This window comes from Xanthomonas sp. LMG 8993 (assembly GCF_009835065.2).
In the GTDB taxonomy this organism is placed as follows: domain Bacteria; phylum Pseudomonadota; class Gammaproteobacteria; order Xanthomonadales; family Xanthomonadaceae; genus Xanthomonas; species Xanthomonas arboricola.
This window is the reverse complement of sequence record NZ_QVIF02000001.1, coordinates 472657-485448: the sequence shown is the minus strand read 5'-3', so window position 1 is coordinate 485448 and position 12792 is coordinate 472657. Positions and strand designations below refer to the sequence as shown.

Annotated in this window: 14 protein-coding genes; 6 read left to right on the top strand and 8 right to left on the bottom strand. The window is 67.3% G+C overall.

Annotated features, from left to right (window positions below):
* Positions 1–175: 175 nt before the first annotated feature.
* From DYQ94_RS02025 to DYQ94_RS02005, 5 genes are all read right to left on the bottom strand, one after another.
* Positions 176–730: an NADPH-dependent FMN reductase gene (locus DYQ94_RS02025; protein ID WP_047124238.1), complete on the bottom strand. Its 555-nt coding sequence runs from the start codon at positions 728–730 to the stop codon at positions 176–178.
* Positions 731–806: 76 nt separating this feature from the next.
* Positions 807–2747, bottom strand: a complete 1941-nt coding sequence (asnB, locus tag DYQ94_RS02020) for an asparagine synthase (glutamine-hydrolyzing) (RefSeq protein WP_054591583.1) — start codon at positions 2745–2747, stop codon at positions 807–809.
* A 31-nt stretch (positions 2748–2778) separates the two neighbouring features.
* Positions 2779–3423 (bottom strand): glutathione S-transferase family protein, encoded by a 645-nt coding sequence (locus DYQ94_RS02015; protein WP_054591584.1) that lies wholly within the window; start codon positions 3421–3423, stop codon positions 2779–2781.
* Between the two features lie 124 nt (positions 3424–3547).
* Complete coding sequence (locus tag DYQ94_RS02010; protein ID WP_126965654.1) at positions 3548–6118, bottom strand: DUF3857 domain-containing protein; 2571 nt, start codon at positions 6116–6118, stop codon at positions 3548–3550.
* Positions 6119–6176: 58 nt separating this feature from the next.
* Positions 6177–7352 (bottom strand): acyl-CoA dehydrogenase family protein, encoded by a 1176-nt coding sequence (locus tag DYQ94_RS02005; RefSeq protein WP_184428990.1) that lies wholly within the window; start codon positions 7350–7352, stop codon positions 6177–6179.
* On the opposite strand from DYQ94_RS02005, the gene DYQ94_RS02000 reads away from it, so the two are divergent.
* Positions 7339–7518: a hypothetical protein gene (locus DYQ94_RS02000; protein WP_126965554.1), complete on the top strand. Its 180-nt coding sequence runs from the start codon at positions 7339–7341 to the stop codon at positions 7516–7518. The two genes, DYQ94_RS02005 and DYQ94_RS02000, sit on opposite strands and share 14 nt — an antisense overlap.
* Here the strand turns inward: DYQ94_RS02000 and DYQ94_RS01995 are convergent.
* A complete protein-coding gene (locus tag DYQ94_RS01995) occupies positions 7512–8303 on the bottom strand; it encodes a glycine zipper 2TM domain-containing protein (protein WP_006451921.1) in 792 nt (263 codons plus the stop codon). The two genes, DYQ94_RS02000 and DYQ94_RS01995, sit on opposite strands and share 7 nt — an antisense overlap.
* 145 nt (positions 8304–8448) lie before the next feature.
* Here DYQ94_RS01995 and DYQ94_RS01990 point away from each other — a divergent pair, with 145 nt between their 5' ends.
* Together DYQ94_RS01990 and DYQ94_RS01985 are read left to right on the top strand one after the other, a co-directional pair.
* Positions 8449–8664 carry a DUF6116 family protein gene (locus DYQ94_RS01990; RefSeq protein WP_126965553.1) on the top strand — a complete coding sequence of 72 codons (216 nt, stop codon included), beginning with the start codon at positions 8449–8451 and terminating at the stop codon, positions 8662–8664.
* Positions 8664–9431 (top strand): TatD family hydrolase, encoded by a 768-nt coding sequence (locus tag DYQ94_RS01985; RefSeq protein ID WP_126965552.1) that lies wholly within the window; start codon positions 8664–8666, stop codon positions 9429–9431. Before DYQ94_RS01990 ends, DYQ94_RS01985 begins: the two co-directional genes overlap by 1 nt.
* 38 nt (positions 9432–9469) lie before the next feature.
* On the opposite strand, the gene DYQ94_RS01980 is transcribed toward DYQ94_RS01985, so the two are convergent.
* Positions 9470–10300: a tRNA threonylcarbamoyladenosine dehydratase gene (locus DYQ94_RS01980; RefSeq protein WP_104570554.1), complete on the bottom strand. Its 831-nt coding sequence runs from the start codon at positions 10298–10300 to the stop codon at positions 9470–9472.
* Positions 10301–10374: 74 nt separating this feature from the next.
* Here DYQ94_RS01980 and DYQ94_RS01975 point away from each other — a divergent pair, with 74 nt between their 5' ends.
* Both DYQ94_RS01975 and DYQ94_RS01970 read left to right on the top strand, forming a co-directional pair.
* Positions 10375–10803, top strand: coding sequence for a hypothetical protein (locus DYQ94_RS01975; RefSeq protein WP_046342197.1), 429 nt, complete (start codon positions 10375–10377; stop codon positions 10801–10803).
* Between the two features lie 167 nt (positions 10804–10970).
* Positions 10971–11453, top strand: coding sequence for a glycine zipper 2TM domain-containing protein (locus DYQ94_RS01970; protein WP_016902706.1), 483 nt, complete (start codon positions 10971–10973; stop codon positions 11451–11453).
* A gap of 221 nt (positions 11454–11674) precedes the next feature.
* Here the strand turns inward: DYQ94_RS01970 and DYQ94_RS01965 are convergent, their stop codons facing one another.
* Positions 11675–11890: a cold-shock protein gene (locus tag DYQ94_RS01965; RefSeq protein ID WP_003483561.1), complete on the bottom strand. Its 216-nt coding sequence runs from the start codon at positions 11888–11890 to the stop codon at positions 11675–11677.
* Between the two features lie 227 nt (positions 11891–12117).
* Between DYQ94_RS01965 and DYQ94_RS01960 the strand changes: the two genes are divergently transcribed.
* Positions 12118–12603 (top strand): DUF456 domain-containing protein, encoded by a 486-nt coding sequence (locus DYQ94_RS01960; RefSeq protein WP_046342196.1) that lies wholly within the window; start codon positions 12118–12120, stop codon positions 12601–12603.
* The last annotated feature ends 189 nt before the right edge of the window (positions 12604–12792 follow it).

The window sequence follows — 12792 nt, the reverse complement described above, 5'->3', positions numbered from 1 at the left end:
ATCGGCGGCGCCGACGACCATGCACAACTCTGTGGATAACTGGTGGACAGCCGGTGCATCACCGTTCTACGCGACCGCTGTCGCAACCACCGAGACGCTTGCTGCGCCTGGGTTTGCGCCGCATTACCGGTGCCGGTTGACAGCTGTCTCCAGGCCCAACGCCGCTGTGGTCAACTCAGTGCTTAGACTGTTCGACCAGGCCCAGGAAGGCGTCGACGAAGCCCTGCAGGAACTTGCGGCTGTCGGCATTGGCAACCTGGTCGTCGGCACCAAACAGGCCCTCCTTGTACTGCAGGAAGACTTCCGGCTGGCCAAGCACCCGCATGTCCAGATACGACAGCACATTGCGCAGGTGCTGCTGCGCGGTGGCGGTGCCGATCGCCCCGACCGAGATGCCGACCACGGCGGCCGGCTTGCCCGCAAACGCGCTATCGCCGTAGGGGCGCGAGCCGGTATCGAGGGCGTTCTTGAGCACGCCGGGAATCGAGCGGTTGTACTCCGGGGTGACGAACAGCACCGCGTCAGCAGACCGGATCTGTTGCTTCAGCCGCGTGCCTTCTGCCGGGTAATCGCCATCATGGTCCTGGTTGTACAGCGGGATGTCGCCGATCTCCACATACTCGAACACGGCCTTGTCGCCGGCCAGATGCTCCAGCGCGCGCGCCAGTTGGCGGTTGTAGGACGCTGCACGCAGGCTGCCGACCAGCACGGCGATGGTGATCTTGCTCATGGGGAACGCTCCATTGGGGGAATCAGCGCCCGACTCTAGTGAGCCTGGCGCTCAGACCCGGTGAAGCGCGGCTGCCTCAGCGGCCGATCGCGGCGCGTTGGGCGCGCCAATGCACCTGCCAGGCCTGGAACATCAGCACCGTCCACAGATGCGTATGCCATTTGCGCTCGCCGCCGTTGAAGTCCCTCCACAGCCCGGCGACGGTGTCGGCGGCGAACACGCCGTCGCGCTCGAGCGTGGCGTGCGCCAGCAGATCGTCGGCCCAGCCGTGCAGGTCGCCACGCAACCAGGCACTGACCGGCGCACCGAAGCCGCGCTTGCCGCGGTAGACCATCGGGTCGGGCAGATAGCGGCACAGCACGCGCTTGAGCAGGTACTTGCTGACCCCGTCGCGGTACTTCAGCGACAGCGGCAGCGACCAGGCGAACTCGGCCACCCGCCAGTCCAGCAACGGTGCGCGCGCTTCCAGCCCCACCGCCATGGTGGTGCGGTCCACCTTGCACAGCAGATCGTCGGGCAGATAGGCGGCGAAGTCGGCCAGCATCATCGCGTCGGCCGGCGTGCCGGAACCGTGCAGTGGGTCGGCCAGGCTGTAGAAACTGTCGGGCTCGGTCGCGCCCAGCACCACCGCGGCCGGATCGCGCCAGCGCGAGATGCGGTTGCGGTAGATGTCGCCGATGCCGCGTGCGCCGGCCTCGGCCACCAGCGCGGCCAAGCCGCCGGTGCGCGAAGACTCGCCGTTGCGGCGCGCCGCCAGCGCCATCAAGCGCCGCAGCGGCCCCGGCACCAGCCCATGCATGCGCCAGTTGCGCAGCGCACGCTGGTAACGGCCGTAGCCGAAGAACAATTCGTCGCCGCCATCGCCGGACAGCGCCACCGTCACCCCGCCGCGCGCCAGCCGTGCGACCAGCGCGGTCGGCACCTGCGAGGCATCGGCGAAGGGCTCGTCGAACATGTCCGGCAGGGTCGGCACCACCGCCAGCGCGTCGGCGCCGCTGACATACAGCTCAGTGTGGTCGGTGTGCAGATGCGTGGCCACTTCGCGCGCCAGCGGCGCTTCGTCGTGATGCGAACCTTCGAAGCCGATGCTGAAGGTATGCACCGGCTGGGCGCTCTGCGCCTGCATCATCGCGGTGACGATCGACGAATCGGTGCCGCCGGACAGGAACACGCCCACCGGCACGTCGGCCACCATGCGCAGCGCCACCGCATCGCGCAGCACGGCATCGAGCTGTTCCTCGGCCTGTGCATCGCTGCCGGTGAACGGCGCCGCCAGCGCGCGCTGCATCGCCTCGCGCGCATTCCAGAACGGCTGCTGCGCCTGGTCCGGCCGATGCGCCGCCGCGCCGGCCGCCACCATCTGCGCATCCAGCCGCAGCACCCGCCCGGGCATCAACTTGAAGGTGCGCTCGTGGATGCAGGCCGGCGCCGGGATGTAGCCCAGCCGCAGCAGCAAGGTCAGCGCATTGCGATCGACCCCGTTATCGAAGTCCGGGTGCTGCCACAGCGCCTTGAGTTCGGAGCCGAACACCAGGGTGTCGCCGGCCCAGCCGTAGTACAGCGGCTTCTTGCCGACACGGTCGCGGGCCAGATACAGGCAGTTGTCGCGCTCGTCCCACAACGCCAGCGCGAACATGCCGTTGCAGCGGGTCAGGGTGTCGTCCAGCCCCCACTCCACCACCGCCGCCAGCAGCACTTCGGTATCGGAATGACCGCGGAAGCGGTGCCCGAGTGCGGACAGCGCCGCGCGCAGCTGCGCGAAGTTGTAGATCTCGCCGTTGTAGGCCAGCACATACCGGCCATCGGCCGAGCGCATCGGCTGATGGCCCAGCGGAGACAGATCCAGGATGCTCAAGCGTTGATGCGCCAGCGCCACGCCGGCCTGCGCATCGCACCAGGTGCCGGCATCGTCGGGGCCGCGATGACGCAAGGCCGCGCCCATCGGCCGCACCAGCGCATCGAGTTGTTCGCCATGCATGCGTGGCGAGGCCAGCAGCAGTCCAGCCAATCCGCACATCGTCAGTGCTCCTGCCGGCAGCGCATGCCGCTCATGCCGTCACCGCGCCGGGCGCAGGCGCCGGCATTGCGATAAAACCGGGTACTGCCTGCACGCGCTGCAGCCAGGCACCGATCGCCGGCCAGCGCTCCAGATCGAAGCCGCCGTCCTCGGCGCAATGGGTGTAGGCAAACAGCGCGATATCGGCGATGCCGTAGTCGCTGCCGGTAAACCAGCGGTGCTGCTGCAGATGCTGCTCCATCACGGCCAGCGCCTGCTCGCCGCGGGCGCGCAGCTGCGGCAGTTCGGCGCGGCGCGCGGCATCGCGCGGCGTCCACAGGCTGATGAACCGCGCCACCGCGACATACGGCTCATGGCTGTATTGCTCGAAGAACATCCAGCTCAAGGCCTGCGCGCGCTGCCACGCGTCGGTGGGCAGATACGGAGTGCCTTCGGCCAGCCAGAACAGGATCGCGTTGGATTCGGTCAGCACGCGGCCGTCGTCGCGCTCCACCATCGGCACCTTGCCGTTGGGATTCTTGGCCAGATACGCGGGCGTGCGGGTTTCGCCGGCGACGCTGTCGACCTCGACCCAGTGATAGCGGCTGCCCAGTTGCTCCAGCAGCAGGCGCACCTTGTAGCAGTTGCCGGAACTGGACATGCCATGGACGGTCAACGGGGGACGCACGGTCGACATCAAGCTGGCTCCGCGGCAGCAACGAGGGGCTGGCAGTGTCACAGCCCCGGGGGCCTTTGCAAAGCCCTGCACCGATTCTGCTGCAAGGCGTGGCCGCGGTTGCGTGCGCTGCCGGCAGCGCGGCTCAGCGCATCACCACCAGCGCCACCGGCACACCCAGCACGGCGACCAGCATGCCCAGCACCGACAACGTCAATGCCAGCGCACCGAAGGCCCGCGCGCGTGCGCAGCCGGTCGCACCGGCAACCGCCTGGACCGCAGCGATCGACCACCACAGCCCGCCCAGCAGCAGCATCAGCACCGCCATGGTCACCTGCGCCAGCCCGGCCGGATCGTGCACACCGGTTCCGAACAGGACGATATCGCCGCCAACCGCGGCCAGTGCCGCCAGCAGGCAGACCAGCCATGGCAAGGCACTGCCCAGCAGCGCCGGCAGCAACACCGCAAACTCCGCAGTGCCGCCCATCCAGCGCAGCATCCACTGCAACAGCACACAGCCCACCAGCGCAATGGCCAGCATGATCGCCACGGCGATGGCATGCACCCACAACGGCTGCGGAGACACCCACATCCAGCTCGAGAGCACCAGGATCAGGCCGAACACGCACCACGCGCTCCAGCGCGCGCCGGCCTGCGTGTGCAGGCGCTGCGCAACGGTGTGCGGATCAAACAGCATCCCGCCCAAGCCGCCGCCGCGCCACCAGGCCAGGCATGCCAGCACCAGCACGATCAGCGCCAGCAGCGCGGCCAGCGGATAGACGAAGACGTGCATCTCCAGCGGCTGTCTGCGCGGCTGCGGCTTGAGGTCGTGATTGAAGTACAGCAGGTCGCGGGCACGCTCCATGTCGGCGGCTGCACGCTTCACGCCGCTGGCGGGAATGCGGTCGGACAGCCGTTGCCATTCGCCGACGATGACGATGCGTCCTTCGTGCGTGGAGACCGTGCGCGAGAACCGGAACCACGGGTTGGCGACCACCTGCGTATCGGCTTGCACCCGCACCGCCGGGTCGACCCGCACCCGCACGGTCTGCCGCGCCAGCCGCGGGCCGCCCAGCGCCAGCGGGCTCTTGCGCGCCGCCGTGGGCAGGGCGTCCATCCATTCGCCGAGCTGGAACAGCGGAAAGCCCAGCTCGTCGCCCTCGTCGGTCGGCCACTCCAGGCGGTAGGCCTCGTGCGTGCGCACGTTCAACACATCGGCCGCGTCGATGGTCGGCACGCCGACCTGCGTCAGCGCGGTGTAGTACTGCTGCATGAATTCCAGATAGTGCTCGCCGACCGCCTGCGCACCGTTGTCGTCGAAGCTGGTCGCCACGCGCTCGCCGCGTCCCTGGCGATACGTGGTGTCCACGGTGAAGGTCGCCACGCGCTGCGGCTTGCGCAGCGAGATCACGACCTCCTCGTCCACCTCGACCTGCGGCAGCGTCGGCATCGGCGATGGCACCGCCACCAGATCGCGCTGCCCGGCCACGACCGGCAGGCCAAGCACGAACGGCAACGGCCGGCGTTGCGCCAGCGGGCCCTCTTCGCGGTCGCGCGTGGCATCCACCCATACCTCGCCCTGCGGCAGGTGCGCGCGCACCACCACGTGGTCGAACGCGTAGGGACTGGGCAAGCGCAGATCCAGCCCGTGGCCCTTGTCGCTGCTGACCAGCACCGGCTCGGCGCGGATGCCGGCCAGCTGCAGCAGCGCGATCAACAGCGTCGCCTTGTCCTTGCAGTCGCCGTAGCGATTGCGCAGCGTCACTTCCGGTGTATGCGGCGCGTGGGAGTTCTCGCCCATGTCCAGGCCGACGTAGCGGATCTCGCCCTGCACGAAGGCCACTGCACGCAGCAGTGCGCCCTGCGGGTCGTCGCGGCGCAGCTGCAGGTTCTGCACCATCCCGTCGGCAACGCGCGCGTCCTTGAACGCGTGCGGATACAACTGCGCTGCCCATGCCGCCACTGCCGCCCAGTTGCCGGCAGTGGAGACTTCGATCCGGCCATACGGATCGACATCCTCCGGGGTATCCTTTTCTTCCTGCACGGCGGGCAGGTCGCGTGCGGCGATGTCCAGTGTCGCCACATCGCCGGTGCGGCTGACGTTGCGGCTGAAGCCGGGAGCAGTCACCCGCCACTGCAATCCCATGTCGGCCGGATGCCGCACGCGCACCCGGCGCTCGCCCAGCGCTACGCCATAGCGCGCATCGAACACGTCGTAATAGCCCTTGCCGAACACCGGATTGCTGCCGGTGATGGTCACGCCGTAATCGACCCGGTCGCCCACGCGCAGGTCCGGCAAGGTGATCGACAGCGTCAGCGCGCCATCGATCAGCCCGTCTTCCAGTCCGCTTTCGCGGCGCAACCGGGCGTAGTGCGCCTGCTTGCGCATGTCGATGCGCTTGCCGTCACGCCAGACCTCCAGGCTGTTGAGCGCCAGCTGCTGGTACTGCGGCTGGTAATCGATGGAGATCTGCCCGGCCTCGTCCAGACTTTTCGCACGCTGCACGGTGTAACTGAGGCGGCGATAGGCCTGCGGCGCCGCGCCGGTCAGATCAACCTGGTCGGATACCAGCTCATAGCGCAACCCGCTGGCACCGGGCACCTTGTCGGGCACCGCATCGGCGATGACCCAGGCCGGTGGCGGCGCCATGCGCGGCGCCTCGCTGGCCTGTGCCGGTGCGATCACGCTCGCCACCACCGCCAGCACGCAGCGCATCCAGAACACGCCACGCAGGCGTCGCCTCCCATCCCTGTCGATCAACACCCACTCCTCGTCAAAACGCATTGAGTCCCGTCAGCGCACGCCCGACCACCAACTGATGCACGGTCTCGGTCCCCTCGTAGGTGATCACCGATTCCAGGTTCAGCGCATGCCGGATCGCCACATGTTCGGTGGTGATGCCGGCCGCGCCCAGCAGATCGCGGCACTCGCGCGCCACATCCAGGGCCATGCGGCAATTATTCCACTTTGCCAGCGAGATCTGTTCTGGCCGCAGCTGGCCGGCCTGCTTCAGCCGCCCGAGCTGCAGCGCCAGCAGCTGCGCGGTGGAAATCCGCCGCGCCATGTCGGCCAGCTTGATCTGCGCGCTCTGCGTGGCCGCCAGCGGCCGGCCGAACAGGATGCGCTGCCCGCTGTAAGCCAATGCCTCGCGCAGACAGGCCACCGCCGCGCCGATCGCGCCCCAGGCGATGCCGTAGCGCGCCTGATTGAGGCACCCCAGCGGCGCCTGCAGACCGGCCGCGTTCGGCAGGCGCATTTGCTCCGGCACGTAGACGTTGTCCAGGAACAAGCCCGAGGTCACCGATGCGCGCAGGCTCATCTTGTGCGCGATGTCCTGTGCACTGAAGCCGGCGCTGCCGGTCTCCACCAGAAAGCCGCACACGCCGTCATCGGTATGCGCCCAGATGATCGCCAGGCCGGCAATGCTGCCGTTGGTGATCCACATCTTGGCCCCGTTCAAGCGCCAGCCGTCGCCCTGCCGCACCGCGCGCGTGGTCATCGCGGCCGGATCCGAGCCGCCCTGCGCTTCGCTCAGCCCGAAACAGCCGATCAGTCGGCCGGCTGCCATCTCCGGCAACCAGCGCTGGCGCTGCTCGTCGCTGCCGTAGGCATGGATCGGGTACATGCACAGCGAGGACTGCACGCTGACGAAGCTGCGCAGGCCGCTGTCGCCGCGCTCCAGTTCCTGGCAGATCAATCCGTACGCCACCGCGCCCAGGCCCGCGCCGCCATCGCGGACCGGCAGGCTGGCGCCCAGCAGGCCGAGCTCCGCCAGTTCCGGTACCCATTCGCGCGGAAAGCGCCCTGCATCGAAGGCATCGCCGATCGCCGGCAGCACCCGCGTATCGGTGAAGCGCGCCACCGCATCCTGCACTGCCCGCTCTTCGTCGGTCAGCAGCGCACGTACATCGAACAGATCATCGGGGCGCACCGGCATGTCGGCTTCCACTCCAGGAGAAGTGGCGATTATCAGCCAGTTGCCGGCCGAACATGGCGGCGACCTGTTCAGCGCACGGACGTCGTCACCGGCGCCTGAAAACGAAAAGAGCCGGCAATGCCGGCTCTTTTCCTGCCAACCAGCGATCCTGGGCGGATCGCTGCCAGCGGTTTACTGACGCGTGCTGCCCGCATCCACACGAACGCCCCTGTCACCGGCGGTCGAAGCGGTCTGGGTCACCAGCTGACCGTCGACCACCGGCAGGCGATCGCTGGCCGGCTTGTCGTTCATGCGCACGGTCTTCTCGAAACCGTCGTAGCGGTAGGTCACGTCGTAGGCCACCACGTTGTCGGCATCGCCCAGCGAGATGCGCTCGCCCGGCTTGCTGTCCATGCGCATGGTGCCAGTGGTGCCGTCGGCATTGCGGTAGGTCACGTCGTAGCCGACTACGCGCGAGGACTGCGAATTGGCATTTTCGGTATGGCACTGGCGCTCGGTGCGATCCACCACGCGGCCGCCGACATGATTGCGGTCCACGCGGTTACCGACCATGCCGCCACCGACCGCACCGGCCACCGTGGCTAGCTTGCGGCCGTTGCCGCCGCCGACCTGGTTGCCGAGCAGACCGCCGATCACCGCACCGGCGACGGTGCCGCCAACATTGCCGTCGCGCTCGGGCAGACGTTCCTGCACCACCACGTCGCGGCAGACTTCGCGCGGCGAGGAGCTGGTGGTGGTTTCGCGGATGGCCGCGCTGTTGACGACCTGCGCATACTGCGGCTCGCGCTCGGTGATCGGGGCGACCTTGACCACGTCGGCATATTCCAGACCACGTGGTGCCGGCTCGCCGTTGGCGACGAAATCGCCGGACGACGGGCGATTGTTCATGAAGGCGGCCGTGGCCACGCCTCCAACCAGCAACGCACCAGCAGCGACCAGTATAGTTGTCGTATTGCTCTTCATGATCCAGCTCCGTGCGGACACGCCGCGTTGTTGACGGCGTGATTCCAGCACGCGAACCCTGAACAAAAACGCCCTCGCTCATGAACGCCGCAGTTAAGTTCAGCTAGCGGTTATTTCATGCACTTCTAACAGCCGGAGCATCCGCATGCGCAATCCCATCACCTCGCGCGCCCTGGAGTGGGCCAGCACCCTGCGCTACCCCACCTTGTTCAAGCTGGCGGCGGCGCTGTTTCTTGTCGACCTGGTGATGCCCGATCCGATCCCATTCCTGGACGAGCTGCTGTTCGGTCTGACCACGCTGCTGCTGGCCAACTGGAAGACCCGCAAGGCACCGCTGCCAGCGCCGGTGCGCCGCGATTGATGCAGTTGGTCGATAGCCACTGCCATCTGGATGCCGGCGAGTTCGACCACGACCGCGCCGCGGTGATCGCACGCGCGCGGGCAGCCGGTGTCGTACAGCAGGTGATCCCGGCGATCACCGCCGCCAGCTGGCCGGCACTGCGCTCCGTCTGCACCCTGGCCCCCGGGTTGCACCCCGCCTACGGGCTGCACCCGATTTTTCTCGATCAGCACCGCCCCGAGCATCTGGAGCTGCTGGCCGAGTGGATCGAGCGCGAGCGGCCCTGCGCCATCGGCGAGTGCGGGCTGGACTTCTATCTGGACGGGCTGGACGCGCAGATGCAGCGCGATTATTTCGACGGGCAACTGCAGCTGGCCAAGCGCTTCGAGCTGCCGCTGATCGTGCATGCGCGGCGCGCCACCGAAGAGGTCATCGCCCGCATCAAGGCCGTGGGCGGTCTGCGTGGTGTGGTGCACAGCTTTGCCGGCAGCCCCGAACAGGCGCAGCAATTGTGGAAGCTGGATTTCATGATCGGCCTGGGCGGCCCGGTCACCTACCCGCGTGCCAATCGCCTGCGCGGCCTGGCCGCAACGATGCCGCTGGACTGGCTGCTGCTGGAAACCGATGCGCCGGATCAGCCCGACGCCAGCATCCGCGGCCAACGCAACGAGCCGGCCTACCTGCGCACGGTGCTGGACTGCATCGCACAGCTACGCGGCGAGGCGGCCGAGCACATCGCCGCGCAGACCACCGCCAACGCGCGGCGGTTGTTCGGGTTGCCGGGCTGAGCGCACTGCCCGTTGCCGCATGACACGGCAACGCGCACTCACCCCGCCGAGGCAGCCTCGGCAACAGGCCTGGCAGCAGCCACCTTCGGCTTGAGCAACATCTCCAGCGCCTTGCCCACCGCGACAAACGCAAAGGTGCCGGTGATATGCGTGGCTGCGCCCAGCCCGGCTCCGCAATCCAGCTTGAGCGTGGCGTCGGCATCCAGCTGCGGACGGATGCCGCAGACGCTGCCATCGGCCTGCGGGTATTTGACGTTCTCCAGCGAGTACACCGCCGGCACGCCGAAATAGCGCTGCGGATTCTTGGGGAAATTGAACTCGCTGCGCAGCTTCTTGCGGATCAGCGCCAACATCGCGTCGTGTTCGGTGCGCGAGACATCGCGTACCCGCACCAGGGTGGGATCGGTGCGCCCGCCCGCGGCACCCACCGTCAGCAAGGGCAACTTGCGTCGGCGACACCAGGCGATGGTTTCCACCTTCACCCGGAAGCTGTCGCAGGCATCGATCACCAGGTCGAACGCATCGCCGAGCAGCTGTTCGATATTGCCGGCGGTGAGAAACGACTCCACCGCGTCGGCGTCGATTTCCGGGTTGATCGCCACGCAGCGCTCGGCCATCGCGCGCGCCTTGTTGCGTCCGTACTGCCCGGCCAGCGCCGGCAATTGCCGGTTGGTATTGGACACGCACAGGTCGTCGGCATCGATCAGGCGGATATGGCCGACGCCGGTACGCGCCAGCGCCTCGACCACCCACGAGCCCACGCCGCCCATCCCCACCACCGCCACGCGGCAGGCGGCCAGCCGCTCCACCGTGCCGACTCCGTATAGCCGGTCGATACCGGCAAAGCGTTCACGCCATTGTGCTTTCATCGGCCTATTTTACGCGCGCCGCTCAGCGCGCGCCCATCGACCTATTGAAGCTCGTGTCCACCGGAGTTCCGTCCATGCCCGCCCCACCCACCGAACAATCGCGCGCGTCCCGCTATGCCTTCCTGCTGGTGCTGGGCATCCTGATCGGGCTGGTGTGCACGGTGATGGTGGCGCGCGTGCTGCAGGCCAGACGCAACCCGGTGCCGGACAGCCTGATGCAGGTGATGGCTTACCAAGTGCGCGCCCTGCAAGCCGATACCGATGGTGGCTGCAACTCCACACGCCAGCGAGCGCGACTGCAATCGTTGCGCCTGCTTGCCGGCGAACTGGAGCCGGCCTTTCCGGACATCGGCGAGGACCGCCGCTTCGGCGAGCATGCCAGCGCCCTGCGCACGGTCCTGGACCAGGCACAGCGCACGCCGCCAGCGGATTGCGCCGCGCTTGCCGCACTCAGGCCACAGATCAATGACGCCTGCGAGGCCTGTCATCGCGACTTCCGCTAACCCGCCATTGCACCGCCGCATCGATGCTCACGGCGGCGGTGGTGAACAGGACGCTCGGGTTTCGTTAAGCCTGGAGTGATCCAGTTGGCAGACCGTTCACCCTGACCAACCCAGGATGACGTCGCCGCGGCCCTGACCGCTTTTTCGAACCACCCCGGAGAGACCTCATGAAGACCCGACTGCTCGTCATTGGCCTGGCTGCAACCGCGACGCTGGTTGGCTGCGCCACCTCCCAGCCCCAGTACGGCAGCTACCGCGGCGACCGCGGCTACGACCAGGGCTACTCGCAGCCGCAGGCACGCTGCGTGGATTGCGGCATCGTGACCCGCATCGATGAAGTCGGCCCGACCCGCAGCGCTCCCACCGGCACCGGTGCGGTGCTCGGCGGCATCGTCGGCGCGGTGGCCGGTCGCCAGATCTCCAAGGAGACCGGTGGCAGCAAAGGCAACAAGAACGTCTCGGCCGTGGCCGGTGCCGCCGCCGGCGCGCTGGCGGGCAATGCGATCCAGAACAACGTCACCAGCGACAGCTTCGATGTGCAGGTGCGCATGGACGACGGCCGCGTGATCGTGGTGAACCAGCGCGACCTGGCTGGCGTGCGCGAAAACGCCTACGTGCGCGTGGTCAACGGCAAGGTCGTGCTGCGCTGATCGGCGCGCTTACCAGTAGCGGCCAGTAAAACCACTGCGCTCACCGCTAGATCCGCGCAGTCGGCACCCGGAATCGACATGCATCCACGTGTACTTCGATTTCTTCGTGCCCGCCTGACCACTGCTCGCTACGTTCAATTCGCCAGTGTTGGCGAATGACAGAAAGGCCCGGCGACGGGCCTTTCTGCTGTCTGCACGATGGCCGCGGTGTCGCACCGCGCTCAGACCACCTGCACTGCATCGGCCTGCAGGCCCTTCTGTCCCTGCACCACGGTGAAGCTGACCTTCTGGCCTTCCTTGAGGCTCTTGAAGCCCTGGATCTGGATCGCACGGAAGTGGACGAAGACGTCCTCGCCGTTTTCGCGACTGATGAAGCCAAAACCCTTGGCATCGTTGAACCACTTCACGACACCATTCTCGCGTTCGATATTGGACATCTCGACTGACTCCCTACGACACTGTGATGGACTGACGGTGGTGGCTGTGATTGCAAGGAGGAAGCGAGGTACAAGGATGTAGCGGATCGAACGATCTACCGCATCAGGCCACGATTCACGGTGACCGCTGCAAACAGCAGCGCTGGCAACTTAACCCGCACCAAACGAATTTTCAAGCACCTCTTGCGCAATTTTGTCAAGCCTGAAACAGGACATTTTTAAACATCATGGACATCACCGTCGTCTACTACATCCTGGCTGGCGTGCTGGTCCTGATCGGCCTTGCCGGGGTCGTCCTGCCGGCGCTGCCAGGCCTGCCACTGGTGTTCGCGGGACTGCTGGTGGCCGCCTGGGCCGATGGCTTTGCCCATGTCGGTTGGGTGGCGCTGGTGATCCTGGGCCTGATGACGGCGTTGTCGTTTGCGATCGACTTCCTTGCCACCGTGTACGGCGCCCAGCGGGTCGGCGCCAGCAAGGCGGCACTGTGGGGCTCGGTGATCGGCTCGGTCGTCGGCATCTTCTTCATGCCGATCGGCTTGTTCGTCGGGCCGTTCGCCGGCGCGTGGCTCGGCGAGTATTGGCAGACCCGCAAATCCGACCAGGCCACCAAGGTCGGCTTCGGCACCTGGCTGGGCATCGTGTTCGGCACCGCGACCAAGCTGGCACTGGGCCTGTGCATGCTGGGCGTGTTCGCGATCGCCTGGTTTTTCTAGCGGATTTCCAGCGCTCACAGACGGTGATTGGGTCGACTGGTCTCCCGGACACTGACGACGCAGGCAGCCACGCGGTCGCAGACAGCTGCCGATTGCAGGCGTCGCCCGGATGTTATGCCACCGTGTACACACCGCGTATGCAGGCGCGACCGTTAAGCTTCGCATCTGACGCGCCTGCCTGGCGCCTTT